Below are 15,727 nucleotides of genomic sequence, written 5' to 3' on the forward strand. Positions count from 1 at the left end.
TATTATGGACAAGCGACCTTCACCGAAAGCGGCGCGTAACGCAATGGAACCGCGGCAAGGCGCGCAGGCGATCCGGCGCGCGCTGGCCGTGCTGCGCATTCTTGCCGCAGGGCGCGAGGACGGTGTGCCATTGGCCGAGGTCGTCCGCGCAACCGGCCTCACCCGCCCGACCGTGCATCGCATCGTCCACGTGCTGATCGAGGAAGGCATCGTGGAGCGGCACGACAAGACCGGCCGCTACGCGATCGGCAACCAGGTGCCGGAGCTGGCGCTCGCGCGTGCGCGGCCATCGCGGCTGCTGGTTGCTGCCAATCCGTCGCTGCGACGGGCCTCCGCCGAGATCGGCGACACGCTGTTCCTGACGGTGCGGACCGGCAACGACACACTATGCGTCGATCGCAGGATCGGCATCTATCCGATCCAGGTGCTGTCGATCGAGATCGGCGCGCGCCGGCCGCTCGGCGTCTCCAGCGCGGGCGTTGCCATCCTCGCCGCGATGCCGGCGCTAGACGCGCGAAAGATCGTCGCAGCCAATGAGAAGCGGTTCGAGGCGTACCACACCGACGCCGCGACCGTGCTCGGCCAGGTCATTGCGGCACGGAAGCGCGGATATAACATGAGAGAGATTGGCCTTGTGCAGGGCACGAAGTCGATCTCGACCTGGATCAAGACGCCGGACGGGCAGCCCGCTGCGGCGATCACCGTCTCCGCCGTTCGAACGAGGCTAGGCCCAAGGCGCGAACAGGAGGTCGCGGAGATCCTGCTGCGCGAGGCTGGGATCATCGAGCAGGCGATCGGGGGCGTAACTAGCTAGAGCGGACGGTGCTGCTTCACCTCTCCCCGTAAGAAGGGGCGAGGGGGCGCACCACCGATGCGGCGCTGTCAATGGCTGACTTCGCGCTCCGTTTTATGGCACAAGAGCCGCCATCGCGACCGACCAACGAGGCCACGCATGCCCGCGCCGAAACCGCCTGCCTTCGAGACCCTGAGCCTGCATGCGGGCCAGCATCCGGATCCCGCGACCGGGGCCCGCGCGGTGCCGATCTACCAGACCACGTCCTACGTGTTCCAGGATTCCGACCACGCCGCCGCGCTGTTCAATCTGGAGCGCGCCGGCCACATCTATACGCGCATTTCCAACCCCACCACGGGCGTGCTGGAAGAGCGGCTCGCGGCGCTGGAGGGCGGCGTCGGCGCGATCTGCACCGCGAGCGGCATGGCCGCGCTGCATCTGGCCATCGCGACGCTGCTCAATGCCGGCGATCATATCGTGGCGTCGAGCTCGCTCTATGGCGGCACCATCAATCTGCTGGCGCACACGCTGCCGCGCTTCGGCATCACCACGACTTTCGTGAAGCCGCGCGATCACGATGCGTTCCGGAAAGCGATCAAACCGAACACCAGGCTGGTGATCGGCGAGACCATCGGCAATCCCGGGCTGGAGGTGCTCGACATTCCCAAGGTCGCGGCGATCGCACACGACGCAAAAATTCCGCTGCTGATCGACAACACCTTTGCCACGCCCTATCTCAGCCGTCCGATTGAGCTCGGCGCCGACATCGTGATGCATTCGGCGACAAAGTGGATCGGCGGCCACGGCATCGCGATCGGCGGCGCCATTGTCGACGGCGGCCGCTTCGACTGGCGTGGCTCCGGCAAGTTCGGCGTGCTGACTGAGCCTTATGGCGGCTATCACGGCATCGTCTTCGACGAGCAGTTCGGCACGAGCGCCTTCATCATGCGCGCGCGCACCGAGGGACTGCGTGATTTCGGCGCGTGCCTGTCGCCGACCAACGCGTTCCAGCTGCTGCAGGGCATCGAGACGCTGGGCGTGCGCATGGATCGCCACATGCAGAACACGCTATCCGTGCTGGAAGCGCTGAAGGCCAACAAGGCCGTCGACTGGGTGCTGCATCCCTCGCTCGAGGACCACACCGACTACCAGCTGGCAAAACAGCTGCTGCCGCGCGGCGCCGGCTCGATCGTCTCCTTCGGCATCAAGGGCGGCCGCCCCGCAGGCCGCAAGTTCATCGAAAGCCTGCGCATGATCAGCCATCTCGCCAATGTCGGCGACGCCAAGACGCTGGTGATTCACCCCGCCTCGACCACGCATCAGCAGATGGACGCCGAGCAGCTCAAGGCCGCCGGCATCGGCGAGGAGCTGGTACGTCTCTCGGTCGGCATCGAGACGGCCAGCGACATCATCGACGATCTCGCGCAGGCGCTGCGCACCTCGCAGAAGGTCTGACGCCATGAAGCTTCCCGTCAACGGCCTCGAGGTGTTCGTCGCAACCGGCGGCCGCGAGTTCGACAAGTCCCTGCCCACGGTCGTCTTCCTCCATGGCGCCGGCTTCGATCGTTCCACCTGGGCGCTGCATACGCGCTGGTTCGCCCATCACGGTTTTGGCGTGCTGGCGCCCGACCTGCCTGGCCACGGCCTTTCCGCCGGACCTTCCTTGGGAAGCATCGCCGAGATGGCCGACTGGACAGCCGCGCTGCTCGATGCGGCCGGAGCTGCGAAGGCGCATCTGACCGGCCATTCCATGGGATCGCTGATCGCGCTGGAGACGGCCGCGCGTCACCCCGACAAGGTCTCCGCGCTGAGCCTGATCGGCACCGCGGCGACCATGACGGTCGGTCCCGACCTGCTGAAGGCCGCCGAGGCCAATTCGCAGGACGCCAACGACATGGTGTCGATCTGGGGCCTCGGCTTCAACGCCGAGCTCGGCGGCAGCCTCGCGCCCGGCCTCTGGATGCATGGCGGCGCGCAATCCGTCCTGAAGTCCTGCGAGCCGGGCGTACTATTCAGGGATTTGTCCGCCTGCAATGCCTACGCGAACGCACTTGCCGCCGCAGCCAGCGTGAAGGTGCCCGTCACCCTCATCCTCGGCGAGCGGGACATGATGACGCCGGCGAAAGCCGGCAAGGCGCTTGCGGCGGCGATCCCGCACGCGAAGACTGTCGTGGTGCCGGGCGCCGGCCACATGATCATGGCCGAACGCCCGGATGAATTGTTGGCGGCGCTGAGAAGTTAGGAGCCCGGCGTCCACTTCCAGACGATATCGGAGACGTTGACCGGTTTCGGGATCAGGCCGAGTTTCGCAAAACGGTCGGCGACCGCTTGCTGGGTTGCGATCACCTCGGCATCCACCGGCACGACCCGGAAGTTGGAACGATCCACGAAGCGCCTGACCGCCTCGATGTCAACGCCGGTGGCGTCCGCCTGCGCCTTTGCCACCTCCTCGTGATGTTCGTTGGCCCAGACGCCTTCGGACGCGAACGTCGTGTTGAGCTTCGCGACGAGGGACGGATACTTCTCCACGAAATCCGTGTTGGCAATGTAGAACGCATTCGGCTTGTGCACGTCCTTGTCGAAGGCGATGACGCGCGCATTCTCCTTCAACTCGGCGAGGGCGAAATAGGGATCCCAGATCGACCAGGCATCGACCGAGCCCTTGACGAAGGCCGCGGTCGCGTCCGCCGGCGCAAGTGGAGCGGGCGTGATGTCGGACCACGAGAGGCCGGCCTTTTCGAGCGCCGCAACCAGAAGATTGTGCGCGCTGGAGCCCTTGCCGAAGGCGATGCGCTTGCCCTTGAGATCGGCGAGCGTCTTGATGGGGGAGTCTTTCGGTACGATGATCGCCTGCGTGTTACCGTCCGATTTCACCGCCGCAGCGTAGCGGATCTTGGCGCCGCCGGCCTGTGCGAAGATCGGCGGGGCATCGCCGACATAGCCGAAATCGACGCTGCCGACATTGATGGCCTCCAGCAGCGGCGGACCGAACTGGAAGTCAATCCACTTGACCTCGATGCCGAGCGGCTTGAAGGCGTTTTCCAGCGTCTGACGCTGGCGCACGGCCGGGAAGAAGCCGCCTTTCTGGGTGCCGATCCGGATTTCGGCCGGCTTGTCCTCGGCATACGCGGGCGCTGCAAACGCAGTTGTGAGCAGCAGCGCGGCGGTCAGGATATGTCGTCGTGCAATCATGGCGTGATCCTTGTGTGTTCAGTTGGCGAAAACGGAGGAATTCGCGCGCCGATTCCGCTCGGACAACACGGCACGCGCGGCGCGCTCGGCCTCGCGCGCCGAACGGAATTGGCGACCTTCGAGGCTGTCGAACAGGCGCTCGGAGGAGAAGAAGCGGAAGCCGCGCTCATCTCTTGTGATGATGCCTGCGGCGCGATCCTGGATCTCGATGATGTAGGCGTTCGATTGGAATCGGGACATGGCTGCTCATTCGCCAAAAGCTCGGCGTTCCTGTCGCGGAAATGATGGTGTGGGTGCTGTTAGGAGGCGATCAGCAACAACAACAGGCGCCCGTTGCCGCCGAGAAACAGCGCCGCGCCATGCACGCATGCATGTCGTCAAAGTTACGCTGGTGATCGGTTCTCATGGTGCGGCTTTGGGCTCGAGGAGCAGTTTCGATGCTTCGAATATCGAGCGATTGCTATGATTGGTCAATGAAATGGCTATCCATATTTGGCCCCGGCGCGCGGGGGCGCTTCTCCCGCAGGAAGCACCGACAGCCGGATTCATCTCGCGATGAGTTCAACACGCCGGCGCGCCCGTCATGATAGGCTTTCGGCGACAGCAAACGAACGATCCGGGAGGCCTGGACATGGCGGATGATCTGAAGGGGCGCACGGCGCTCGTCACCGGCGGCTCGCGCGGCATCGGCGCAGCAATCTGTCGCGCGCTGGCCGCATCGGGTGCGGCCGTGGCGATCAATTGCCGCGAGCAGATCGGCCAGGCCGAGCAGCTGGCCGGCGAGATCGTCAGGCAGGGTGGCCGCGCCACCGTCGTCGCCGCCGATGTCTCGCAAGCGGTGGCCGTGGCCGAGATGGTCGAGCGCGTCAAGGCCGGACTCGGACCGATCGACATCCTCGTCAACAACGCCGGCATCGCCATCACGCGCGGCATCGAGGATCTCACCGAAGCCGATTTCGACCGCACCATCCTGGTCAACCTGAAATCGGTCTTCCTATGCACGCAGGCGGTGCTGCCCTCGATGCGCGCCCGAAAGTGGGGCCGCATCGTCAACATCTCCTCGGGCGCCGCCCGCGGCGCCGGCGCGATCGGCCCGCACTACAATGCATCCAAGGCCGGCATGGAGGGTCTCACGCGCGGTTATGCGGCGCGTCTGGTGAAGGAGGGCATCACCGTCAACGCAGTGGCGCCGTCACTGATCGAGACCGACATGATGAGCGGACAGCCGCAACTCGTCAGCCGCATCCCGCTCGGCCGCTTCGGCACGGCGGACGAGGTGGCGAAAGCGGCGATGCTGCTGATCGACAACGCCTACATGACCGGGCAGACGATCGCGCTGAGCGGCGGGATGGCGTTCAACTAGGTCAGGCTGGCGTTGCCACGTTGCGCAACATCGCCTGGAGCCGCGATCCGACCTTCGCGACGTTGCCGTGAACCCGGACCTTGTAGCGGCTGACCGCGTCGCGATCGACCGCGAACAGCGCTTTCTCCGGATAGGTGCGGCCGAAAATATCGATCAGCATGCTGCGGAACTTGCCGGATACGATCTCCGTGTCGCCCGCCGGCTGCTCGCTATAGGCGACCGTCTCGGCCGAGGTCAGCGCGCAGAGCAGCGGATGCAGCCGGGTCGAGAATACGTGCTTGTGCCGCTGGATGTCCTGGATGACGCGGTCGAGCGGAAGGTTCTTCAAAATCTCGTCGCCGATGTTGAGCTGCTCGTCGACAACCGGCGTCGCCATCGGAAACTGATCGATCAGCCAGTCGCCGAGATGCTCGACATTGGAGCGGCCGCGGCCGTACATCAGGACGTCGTCCTCATAGCGCGCAAACCAGGTGTCGAGCCGGTCGATCAGCCGGTCGAGCGCGGCGCGCGGGATCAGCTCGCGGTATTGCGTTCCGAAAATGCCGACCTTGGCCTTGCCGCGCGCCAGCACCTTCATGAGGTCGTCGGTAAGCAGCGGCTGGTAGATGCTGTTGCCGATGCCCAGCACGATCAGATCATAGGCGTCGCGGGCGCGGTCCAGCGTCCGGAAGGTCAAATGATCGACCTGCGCATCGCCCGGCAGCAGCGAGTTGATCATGTGATAGCCGAGCCGGTCGCCGAAATTGCCGACATCGTTGTAGGAGATGATCGCAACCCTGCTCGGGTTCAGCGCAGGCAGACGGTCCATCGGCGAGAGGCGCATCAGGATCTGCAGCTGATCGACCGGCATCGTCGCGGTGATCTGGAAGCCGTGGCGGTCGAACAGCTTGGCGAGGCCGAGGAAGCTGAAATGGGTCAGCCAGCCCAGCGCCGGCCGGTCCACCGAGCCCGTCAGGTCCGTCGCGCAATAGCTCAGCACCACGTCCCGCCCGGCCGCGCGCAGATGCGCGAAGAACGCGTCGGAGTCGGGAATGTATTCGAGCACGCCGAGCAGCGTGATGATGTCGGCATCGGTCGCGGCATCGGTCGGAAACTCCCCGGCATTGAAATCGCAGACGATCGTGTCGGCTTCGCGTGCGACGAGGTCACAGCCGCGATAGCTGGCGCCGGGCGGCAGAAACCGGCGCAACGACATCTTGCCGCAGCCGAGGTCGAGGACGCGGGCCCCTGCGGGGATGAATTGTGCGGCGAGTTCGGCTCTCGCGTCCCAGGCGGCCTCGAGTGACGCCGGATCCGACCAGCGCGCCACATCGGTCTTCCGCAGCTGCGCTTGCGCGCGGTCTTTGCGGCCCATCGCCGGCTCCATGGTTGAGGAAGGCTGTACCGGCCTACGGCGACGAATCGCCGGCTGCGATGTAACCATTCGGCCGAATCAGGGTCAATCACGGCCAATAACGGTGGCCCGCCGGGGAGATCGCTGGCCAGATTCCCCGCGCTGACTTAGATTCCCGTCCGATGATTCCCGGCAAGCATCGACCCGGTAGCCCGCTGGCACAGCAGCAGATCGCTGATCTGCTCGGCCGCGGCTTGGCCTTGCATCAGGCAGGCAATTTGCCCCAGGCGCGCGAGACCTATCGCTTCGCGCTGTCGCTCGATCCGCGGCAGCCCGATGCGCTGCATCTGCTGGGCGTCAGCTTCCTGACCGAGCACCCCGGTGAGGCGGAACAGCTGATCCGGCAGGCAATCGCGGCGAGCCCGCGCAACCCTCTCTACCTCGCCAATCTCGGCGTCGCGCTCCGCAACCAGCACAAATTCGACGATGCGCTCGCCATGTTCGACAAGGCCTTGCGCCGCAAATCCGACTATTGGGAAGCGCATTTTCATCGCGCGCTGACCTTGCTGGCGATGGGGCGGACAGAGGAGGCGCTGACGGCGCTCGGCCGCGCCATTGCGCATAATCCCGACCATGTCGGCGCCCTGAAATATCGGGCCGATATCCTCTCGGACCTCGATCGCTTCGACGCGGCGCTGGCCGACTATGATCGCGTGATCAAGATCATGCCCGGCCATGCCGCCGCGCTGAACAATCGCGGCATCGTGCTGCTCCGGCTGCTGCGGGCGGAGGCGGCGCTTGCCGATTTCGACGCGGCCATCGCGCTCGAACCTCGATCGCCCGAGATCGCGAACAGCCGCGGCTCGGCGCTGCGCGCGGTCGGTCGGCTCGACGACGCCCTGGCCGAGTTCGATCGCGCCGCCGCGCTGAAGCCGGACTTCGTCGACGCCATCGTCAACCGCGGCAGCGTGCTGCAGGATCTCGCCCGCTACGACGAGGCGCTGGCGGCCTATGCGCAGGCCCAGCGGATCAATCCCGATCACGCGCTGGCTCATTGGAACGATGCGACGCTGCGGCTGCTGACCGGCGATTACGCGAGAGGGTTTGCCGAAGCGGAATGGCAGAGGAAGGTTCCAGCGCTCGGCATCGTCACGCCGAATTTCGCGCAGCCATTGTGGCTCGGCGAGAGCTCGCTGGAAGGCAAGACCATTTTGGTCCATGCCGATCTCGGTTTCGGCGACACCATCCACTTCGCCCGCTACATCCCGATGCTGGCCGCGCGCGGCGCACGGGTGATTGCGAGGGTGCAGGCCGCGCTGCGAAAGCTGATCGGCACCATGGAGGGGGTGAGCCTGTGCATCGACAAGAGCGCACCGCTGCCCGAGTTCGACCTGCACTGTCCGCTGTCCAGCCTGCCGCTGGCCTTCGGCACTACGCTGGAGAGCATTCCTGCGGCCGTTCCCTACCTGACCGCACCGGAGCTGCCGGAGACGTGGCGCGAACGCTTCGGCAATGACGAGAGGATGAAGATCGGCCTGGTCTGGTCGGGCAACGCGACGCATAGCAATGACCGGAACCGCTCGATCCGTGCCGAGCTGCTCGCGCCACTGCTGGCGCGCAATGCCGTGTTCGTCGGCCTGCAGACGGAAGTGCGGCCACACGACAGGGCCGCGCTGGGCGAGCGCGACAATCTCATCCTGGCCGGGCCATCCTTTGCCGATTTCAGCGATACGGCCGCGGTGGTTGCGGCGCTCGACCTCGTCATCACCGTCGATACCAGCGCGGCGCACCTCGCCGGCGCGCTCGGACGCCCGGTCTGGCTGCTGCTGCCGCACGTGCCGGATTGGCGCTGGCTGCTCGATCGCGAGGACAGCCCATGGTATCCCACCGCCCGCCTGTTCCGTCAGGATGCGGGCCGCGACTGGAGCACGGTGATCGCGCGCGTCGATCACGCGCTGATCGAGGAATTCCCTACCACATCGTAGCAGCAGCGCGCTGCGGCCAGAGACGGTCATATTCGGGGCCGCCGACCTTGTTCTCGCTCATTTCGGCGAGGATCTGGCCGGGCGTCGGCAGCGTCTTGGGATCGATGCGCTTGTCCGGATTCCAGAGGTCGGAGCGGACGATGGCGCGGGCGCACTGGAAGTAGATCTCCTCCACATTCATCACCATGACGCTGCGCGGCGCCTTGCCTTCGACCTTGAACGAGGCCAGAAGGTCCGGATCGACCGAGAGATGCGCGCGGCCGTTGGCGCGCACCGCGTTGCCGGAGCCGGGGATCAGGAACATCAGCGACACGCGCGGGTCGCGCACGATGTTGCGCAGGGAATCGACCCGGTTGTTGCCGCGGCGATCCGGCAGCATCAGCGTCTTGGGATCGTGGATGCGGACGAAGCCGGGCAGATCGCCGCGCGGCGAGCAATCGATGCCTTCGGGCCCGATGGTCGCGAGCGCAGCGAACGGCGCCTTCTCGATGAAGATGCGGTAGAGCGGCGTGACGTGGTCGGCGACTTTCACGGTCGAGGCGTCATTGGTGACGCCGTAGATGGCTTCGAGCTGCTCGACCGTTTCAATCACCGACATTCCACTCTCTCCTGTTCTGCTGGCGACTATTCGTGCCAGCCTTCGTTCCTGATGACGCGCAGGAGGTGGCGGCTGTGATAGTCCGCACTGCCCGCATTGAGGATGGTGACGTCGGCATGGGCCGAAGCGTCGTCGACGCTGCGCGCGAGGCGATCGGCGATATTGCCGTCGCTGTGCCGGGCGCGCGCGGCGAGCCGCTGTGCCAGCACGTCCGGCGGCGCCGTGATCGCGACCACGACGACATTCGCATAGGCATGGCGCAGCGCGCCGATCACCGTGCGCGAGACATTGGCGACGACGGCGCGGCCCGCGCGGATGTCGTCGTTGATGTCGAGCGGCAGCGCATAGGAATGGCCGTGCGCATCCCAATGCACGGCGAAATCGCCGTGCTCGCGGGCTTTGCGGAAGTCGTCGTGGCTCATCGCCATGTTGTCCTCGTCGGCCGAGGATTCGCGCGTCACGATACGGCGCGGGAAGACGATATTGTCATCGTCGATGCAGGCTGCCTGCGCGAGCCGCAGCAGCGTGTCCTTGCCGGCGCCGCTGGGACCGACCACGAGCACGAGCCGGCCGGGACCGATCGCACCCGCCTTGTCCTGCGTCATGGTCGTGGTCTCGCTCATGCGACGCGATGCCCTTCGCGCCAGACGCTGCGGACCACGGGAACGCTGCCGGCGATGTGCACGCGGATCAGATCGCCGCGCTTGCCGGTCGCGATCTCGCCGCGATCGGTGAGGCCGACCGCCTCGGCCGGCGCCTTGGTCACGGTGCGGACCGCCGCCGGAAGGCTGATCGCCGGCACGTGTTCGGGCAATTGCAGCGCGGCCATCAACAGGCTTGACGGAATGTAGTCCGACGACAGGATGTCGAGCAGACCCTCGCGGGCGAGATCGACCGCGGCGATGTTGCCGGAATGCGAGCCGCCGCGCACCACATTCGGCGCGCCCATCAAAATGTCAATGCCGGCTTGGTGCAGGCCGCGCGCGGCCTCCAGCGTGGTCGGGAATTCCGCCACCGAGACACGATCGCGCACGGCGTCCGCGACGTTCTCCTCGGTGGTGTCGTCGTGGCTCGCCAGCGGGATCTTGTACTCATGCGCGAGCGACACGATCGCGCGCATGTTGGTCGCGGCGTATTTCTTCTGATACTCGAAGCGCTTTGCGAACAGCTCGTCGAGCTCGGCATCGGTCTTGCCGCCGCCCTTGCCGCGGTAATAATCGCGCAGCTTGACCTCGTCGCGGAACTGGCGCTGGCCGGGCGTGTGGTCCATCAGCGACATCAATCTGACGTCGGGGCGCTCGATCAGCTCCTTCGCCTCCTCGACCACGCTCGGCATCGGGATTTCGCAGCGCAAATGCAGGAAGTGATCGGCGCGGAGCAGGCTCGCCTCGCGCGCGGTGGTGATCGCGGCGGCGAGCACGCCGGCGCGGCCATCGACCTCCTCGGCGCCGTCCTCGCGCCAGACCCGGAGCGAGTCGAACACGGTGGTGATGCCCGAGGTGGCGAGCTGGCCGTCATAGGAGATGACGGCGGCAACCGGATTCCAGAACACCTTTGGCCGCGGCACGTAGTGCGCTTCGAGATGGTCGGTGTGGAGCTCGATCAGGCCCGGCATGATCAGATCGCCGCCGGCATCTTCCGCGCCCGCCGGCGCCCTGCCCTCGCCGATCTCGGCGATGCGCCCATCCGCGAGAGCAAGCCAGCCCTGCTCGATCACCCGGTCCGCCAGCACGATCCTGGCGTTGGCGAGCACTGTGTCCTTCGGCTTGGCGTTCATTTCCATGTCCTTCAGGCGGCAGCGGCAAAACTGGTGACGTCGACGATACGGTCGGCGATCAAATGACGGATTTCGTCGTCATGGACAATGGCGACCATGGCGACACCCTGGCGTTTCTTCTCGGCGATCAGTTCGACCACGACGGCGCGGTTGGCGGCATCGAGCGAGGCGGTGGGCTCGTCCAGCAGCAGGATCGGCAGATCCGAGATGAAGCCGCGCGCGATGTTGACACGCTGCTGCTCGCCGCCGGAGAAGGTCGCGGGCGGCAGCTGCCAGAGGCGCTCGGGGATGTTGAGACGGTGCAGCAGCTCGCCGGCGCGGACTTGCGCATCGGCGCGAGCCATGCCGTTCACGATCAAGGGCTCGGCAACGACGTCGATGGTCGCCACACGCGGCACCGCGCGCAGGAACTGACTGACATAGCCGATCGTGGAACGGCGGATGTTGAGCACCTGCCGGGGCTCGGCGGTGGCGAGATCGACCACCGCGCCGCGATGGCGGATGCCGATGCGGCCGGAATCGCAGCGGTAGTTGCCGAAGATCATTTTCAGGATCGACGACTTGCCGGCGCCCGATGGCCCCGACAGCACGACGCATTCGCCCGGATTGACGTTGAAGGTCACGCCACTGACGACCGGGAGTTCGATGCCGCCTTGCAGGTGCATCGTAAAGGTCTTTTTGGCGTCGGCGATTTCGATCATGGCGGTCATCGGAACACTCATGGCGGCAGAATCGAGGAAACGAGCAGCTGGGTATAGGGCTCGCGGGGATCGTCGAGCACCTGGTCGGTGAGGCCGGTCTCGATGACGCGGCCGCCCTTCATCACCATCACGCGGTGCGACAACAGCCGTGCGACCGCGAGATCGTGGGTGACGATGATGACGGCGAGGTGCAGCTCGGCAACGAGGCTGCGCACGAGGTCGAGCAGACGCGCCTGCACCGAAACATCGAGGCCGCCGGTCGGCTCGTCCATGAACACCAGCCGCGGCTCGCTGACGAGGTTGCGGGCGATCTGGAGGCGCTGGCGCATGCCGCCGGAATAGGTGCGCGGCGCATCGTCGATGCGGGCGATGTCGATCTCGACGCGGGTGAGCCAGTCGGAGGCAGTGTCGCGGATGCGGCCATAATGATTCCAGCCCACCGCCATCAGCCGTTCGCCGACATTGGCGCCGGCGGAAACCGCCATGCGCAGGCCCTGCGCGGGATCCTGGTGCACGAAGCCCCAGTCGGTGCGGAACAGGAAGCGCCGCTCGGCTTCGCCCAGCGTCGCGAGATCGCGGGTGATTCCGTCGCGCATGCGATAGGAGACATGGCCGGCGCTCGGCGCGAGCTGGCCCGACAGCATTTGCAGCAGCGTCGACTTGCCGGAGCCGGACTCGCCGACGATCGCCAGCACTTCGCCGGGATAGAGCGCGAAGGAGACGTCGCGGCAGGCGGCGATACGGCCATAGGACTTGCTGAGCGCGTTTGCGACCAGCAGCGGCTGATCGTTTTCAAGAGCATCAGCCATGTGAGGGAGCCTTCTCCTTGTACGGTGCGGCGCTGAGGCTGCCGTGATGGCCGGCGGCCTGGCGACCCTCGCAATAATCGGTGTCGGAGCAGACGAACATCCGGCTGCCCTTGTCGTCGGTGACGATCTCGTCGAGATAGGAATTCTCTGCACCGCACAGCGCGCAGGGCGCGTTGAAGCGATAGGGCTCGAACGGATGGTCCTCGAAGTCGAGCGACACAACTTTGGTATAGGGCGGGATCGCGTAGATGCGCTTCTCGCGGCCGGCGCCGAACAGCTGCAGCGCCGGGCTGTTGTCCATCTTGGGATTGTCGAATTTCGGCGTCGGCGACGGATCCATCACGTAGCGCGCGTTGACCTTCACCGGATAGGCGTAGGCGGTGGCGATGTGGCCGAAGCGTGCGATGTCTTCGTACAGCTTCACATGCATCAGGCCGTATTCGGCGAGCGCATGCATGCGTCGCGTCTCGGTCTCGCGCGGCTCGAGGAAACGCAGGGGTTCCGGGATCGGCACCTGATAGACCAGCACCTGATTGGCGTGCAGCGCCGTCTCCGGGATGCGGTGACGGGTCTGGATCACGGTCGCCTCATCCGTCGCGGTGGTCGTGGCGACGCCCGCGGTCTTGGCGAAGAATTTGCGGATCGAGATCGCGTTGGTTGTGTCGTCGGAGCCCTGGTCGATCACCTTGAGTACGTCGGCCGGACCGAGGATCGCGGCAGTCACCTGTACGCCGCCGGTGCCCCAGCCATAGGGCATCGGCATCTCGCGGCTGGCGAACGGCACCTGATAGCCGGGGATCGCGATCGCTTTCAGGATCGCCCGGCGGATCATCCGCTTGGTCTGCTCGTCGAGATAGGCGAAATTGTAGGCGGGCGCGTTCATTCCGCGGCCTCCTTCATGGCATCGGGGGCTTGAGCATCAGCGAACGCTTTAGAAAATTCTTGGCGCAGCTTGCGGAGCAGGCCGAGCTCGGACTGGAAGTCGACATAATGCGGCAGCTTCAGATGTTCGACGAAGCCGGTCGCCTGGACGTTGTCCGAATGCGACATCACGAATTCCTCATCTTGCGCCGGGGCGAGTGCCTCCTCGCCGAGCTCGCGGGCACGCAGCGCGCGATCGACCAGCGCCATCGACATGGTCTTGCGCTCGCTCTGGCCGAAGGCAAGGCCGTAGCCGCGGGTGAAGCACGGCGCTTCGGTCGCCGATCCCTTGAACTGGTTGACCATCTGGCACTCGGTCAACTCGATCGCGCCGAGCGGCACGGCGAAGCCGACGTCCTCCGCCGCGAATTCGACCTCGACCTCGCCGAAGCGGATCTCGCCGACGAAGGGATGGTTGCGGCCATAGCCGCGCTGCGTGGAATAGCCCATCGCCAGCAGAAAACCTTCGTCGCCGCGCGCGAGGTTTTGCAGGCGCAGATCGCGGTCCGCAGGGAAGTTCAGCGGCTCGCGGGTGAGATCGCCGACGCTGGCGCCCTCCTCGGCCTGCGGCGAGGATTCGATCAGCCCGTCGCGGCCGAGAATATCGGTGACGCGCGGCGTCGGCGCGGTCGCGGCATCTGCGGTCGCCGGCGCGTCAGGCACGAAGCCTTCGGCGAGCGAGGGATCGAGCAGGCGATGCGTGTAGTCGAAAGTCGGACCCAGGATCTGGCCGCCTGGAATGTCCTTGAAGGTCGCGGACACCCGCCGCTGCACCCGCATCGCGCCGGTGTCGACCGGCTCGCTGGTGCCGAAGCGCGGCAGGGTGGCGCGGAAGGCACGGACCAGGAAGATCGCCTCGATCAGATCACCGCGGGCCTGCTTGATCGCAAGCGCCGCGAGCTCGCGGTCATAGAGCGAGCCTTCGCTCATGACGCGGTCGACGGCAAGGCCGAGCTGTTCCGAGATCTGGTCGAGGGTGACTTCGGCCACGCTTTGATCGCCGCGCCGCTTATGGGCAAGCAGGCGATGGGCATTCTCGATGGCGCGTTCGCCGCCTTTGACTGCGACATACATGCTTCAGCTTCCCTTGTTCACGACACGCGTGGTACGCGGAATCGCGACCACGGCGTCGTCGGCCACGAGAACCACGTCGATGCCACGCGGAAACAGCGCTTCGTTCATGCGCAAGCGCTCGAACAGGTCGAGCGGCTTGATCGACGCCTGCAGCGTCGCGACGCCGTTGATGCCGGGACCGCGCAGCTCGAAACTGCGGCCTGCATCGAGGCTGTCGACCTGAACGATCAATGTGGTCGAACGATCCGGATATTCGTTCGTGCCGAGGGCGAAACGCTCGAGCGAAGGAAGCGCTGCACCATCGCCGATCAGCGCGAAGGCCGCAATCGAGGAATCCTGCACCACCGGCGCGCCGGTGTGGAACTTGAGCCACTTCAACACGTCGGCGCTCTCGGACATCCCTGCATCGAGCCAGAGCGGCGTGTCGTGATCGAACAGCGTCAGCGCAATCGCGGCAGTGCCGCGCATCATGGGGCCGGCCGTTCCGGCCATCGGCACGATGCGCTGGACCGAGCCCGGCCGGGCCATCGCATCCATCACCGAACGAAAGGTCGATTGCGCCGACAACACCTTGTCGGCGAAACCCGGCGGCAGTTCCGCAATCGTGGTCATGATCTCATCCCTCACCGCGCACCATGGTGTAGAAATCAACCTTCGTCGCAGCGGTCTCTTCCGCCGCGCGGCTGCGCCGAATCATAAGCTGCGCGCGCAACGGCGCGATGATGTCCCGCTCGACGACCGCCCCGAAATCGCGCGACTGAACCAGCGCGTCGCACAGCGCGATCAGCCGCGCCTTCTCGCCATCGCGCCCGAGCGTGTAGCCGAAACCGACCTCTCCGCTGGCGAGCTTTACCGCGGCGCGCGACACCGTCGCTTCGCCGAGGTTGAACGGCGCACCATCACCGCCGACGCGGCCGCGCAGCATGACGAGGCCGCTTTCCGGCTCGCGCAGATTCTGATGGGCCGGAACGGCCAGGTTGCGGAGGCGAGCGGCGATCTCGCCCGCCTCCGCATGTGCCAGCACGGCCATTGCGGCCTGGCGCTGGGCTTGCTGGTTGTTGTGCTGGGTCACCAATCCACCGAATCTTTGACTGAACTTGCCGAACCGAAGTTGTCTATGATACTAGACAACTTCATAGGCGAGCGCCATGACTGTTTCGTGACAAAGCTGTGATTTCTGG

The 15,727-nt window shown here is 65.8% G+C and carries 17 protein-coding genes; 5 read left to right on the forward strand and 12 right to left on the reverse strand.

Going from position 1 to position 15,727, the window contains the following annotated elements; translation table 11 throughout:
* Positions 1-4 precede the first annotated feature (4 nt).
* From HYH08_RS08515 to HYH08_RS08525, 3 genes are all read left to right on the forward strand, one after another.
* Positions 5-814, forward strand: coding sequence for an IclR family transcriptional regulator (locus HYH08_RS08515; protein WP_220009315.1), 810 nt, complete (start codon positions 5-7; stop codon positions 812-814).
* A gap of 138 nt (positions 815-952) precedes the next feature.
* Positions 953-2,248, forward strand: coding sequence for an O-acetylhomoserine aminocarboxypropyltransferase (locus HYH08_RS08520; protein ID WP_220009316.1), 1,296 nt, complete (start codon positions 953-955; stop codon positions 2,246-2,248).
* Between the two features lie 4 nt (positions 2,249-2,252).
* Positions 2,253-3,035, forward strand: a complete 783-nt coding sequence (locus HYH08_RS08525) for an alpha/beta fold hydrolase (RefSeq protein ID WP_220009317.1) — start codon at positions 2,253-2,255, stop codon at positions 3,033-3,035.
* On the opposite strand, the gene HYH08_RS08530 is transcribed toward HYH08_RS08525, so the two are convergent.
* The gene (locus tag HYH08_RS08530; protein WP_220009318.1) at positions 3,032-3,985 is read right to left on the reverse strand and encodes an aliphatic sulfonate ABC transporter substrate-binding protein; all 954 of its coding nucleotides are present in this window, start codon (positions 3,983-3,985) and stop codon (positions 3,032-3,034) included. The genes HYH08_RS08525 and HYH08_RS08530 overlap by 4 nt on opposite strands.
* A gap of 18 nt (positions 3,986-4,003) precedes the next feature.
* Positions 4,004-4,225: a hypothetical protein gene (locus tag HYH08_RS08535; protein ID WP_220009319.1), complete on the reverse strand. Its 222-nt coding sequence runs from the start codon at positions 4,223-4,225 to the stop codon at positions 4,004-4,006.
* Between the two features lie 391 nt (positions 4,226-4,616).
* Here HYH08_RS08535 and HYH08_RS08540 point away from each other — a divergent pair, with 391 nt between their 5' ends.
* On the forward strand, positions 4,617-5,348 hold the full coding sequence (locus tag HYH08_RS08540) for an SDR family NAD(P)-dependent oxidoreductase (protein WP_220009320.1): 732 nt from the start codon (positions 4,617-4,619) through the stop codon (positions 5,346-5,348).
* 1 nt (position 5,349) lies between these two features.
* Here the strand turns inward: HYH08_RS08540 and HYH08_RS08545 are convergent, their stop codons facing one another.
* Positions 5,350-6,702, reverse strand: a complete 1,353-nt coding sequence (locus HYH08_RS08545) for a class I SAM-dependent methyltransferase (protein WP_220009321.1) — start codon at positions 6,700-6,702, stop codon at positions 5,350-5,352.
* Between the two features lie 161 nt (positions 6,703-6,863).
* Between HYH08_RS08545 and HYH08_RS08550 the strand changes: the two genes are divergently transcribed.
* A complete protein-coding gene (locus HYH08_RS08550) occupies positions 6,864-8,666 on the forward strand; it encodes a tetratricopeptide repeat protein (protein WP_220009322.1) in 1,803 nt (600 codons plus the stop codon).
* On the opposite strand, the gene HYH08_RS08555 is transcribed toward HYH08_RS08550, so the two are convergent.
* Genes HYH08_RS08555 through phnG form a run of 9 tightly spaced genes read right to left on the reverse strand, consistent with a single transcriptional unit; the run spans position 8,653 to position 15,576 of the window.
* Entirely contained in the window at positions 8,653-9,264 is a 612-nt protein-coding gene (locus HYH08_RS08555) for a pyridoxamine 5'-phosphate oxidase family protein (RefSeq protein ID WP_220009323.1), read from the reverse strand. The two genes, HYH08_RS08550 and HYH08_RS08555, sit on opposite strands and share 14 nt — an antisense overlap.
* A 26-nt stretch (positions 9,265-9,290) precedes the next feature.
* Positions 9,291-9,887 (reverse strand): phosphonate metabolism protein/1,5-bisphosphokinase (PRPP-forming) PhnN, encoded by a 597-nt coding sequence (phnN, locus tag HYH08_RS08560; protein ID WP_220009324.1) that lies wholly within the window; start codon positions 9,885-9,887, stop codon positions 9,291-9,293.
* Positions 9,884-11,041, reverse strand: coding sequence for an alpha-D-ribose 1-methylphosphonate 5-triphosphate diphosphatase (locus tag HYH08_RS08565; protein ID WP_220009325.1), 1,158 nt, complete (start codon positions 11,039-11,041; stop codon positions 9,884-9,886). The genes phnN and HYH08_RS08565 overlap by 4 nt, the downstream gene beginning before the upstream one ends.
* Positions 11,042-11,052: 11 nt before the next feature.
* Positions 11,053-11,751 (reverse strand): phosphonate C-P lyase system protein PhnL, encoded by a 699-nt coding sequence (gene phnL, locus HYH08_RS08570; protein ID WP_220009326.1) that lies wholly within the window; start codon positions 11,749-11,751, stop codon positions 11,053-11,055.
* A gap of 8 nt (positions 11,752-11,759) precedes the next feature.
* Complete coding sequence (gene phnK / locus HYH08_RS08575) at positions 11,760-12,551, reverse strand: phosphonate C-P lyase system protein PhnK (RefSeq protein WP_220009327.1); 792 nt, start codon at positions 12,549-12,551, stop codon at positions 11,760-11,762.
* Positions 12,544-13,434, reverse strand: a complete 891-nt coding sequence (locus HYH08_RS08580; RefSeq protein ID WP_220009328.1) for an alpha-D-ribose 1-methylphosphonate 5-phosphate C-P-lyase PhnJ — start codon at positions 13,432-13,434, stop codon at positions 12,544-12,546. The genes phnK and HYH08_RS08580 overlap by 8 nt, the downstream gene beginning before the upstream one ends.
* Positions 13,431-14,546: a carbon-phosphorus lyase complex subunit gene (locus HYH08_RS08585; protein ID WP_220009329.1), complete on the reverse strand. Its 1,116-nt coding sequence runs from the start codon at positions 14,544-14,546 to the stop codon at positions 13,431-13,433. The genes HYH08_RS08580 and HYH08_RS08585 overlap by 4 nt, the downstream gene beginning before the upstream one ends.
* A gap of 3 nt (positions 14,547-14,549) precedes the next feature.
* Positions 14,550-15,158, reverse strand: a complete 609-nt coding sequence (gene phnH / locus HYH08_RS08590) for a phosphonate C-P lyase system protein PhnH (RefSeq protein WP_220009330.1) — start codon at positions 15,156-15,158, stop codon at positions 14,550-14,552.
* A 4-nt stretch (positions 15,159-15,162) separates the two neighbouring features.
* On the reverse strand, positions 15,163-15,576 hold the full coding sequence (gene phnG, locus HYH08_RS08595; RefSeq protein WP_220009399.1) for a phosphonate C-P lyase system protein PhnG: 414 nt from the start codon (positions 15,574-15,576) through the stop codon (positions 15,163-15,165).
* Between the last annotated feature and the right edge of the window lie 151 nt (positions 15,577-15,727).

Origin of the sequence: Bradyrhizobium sp. BR 10289, from assembly GCF_019455385.1 — a bacterium.
In the GTDB taxonomy this organism is placed as follows: domain Bacteria; phylum Pseudomonadota; class Alphaproteobacteria; order Rhizobiales; family Xanthobacteraceae; genus Bradyrhizobium.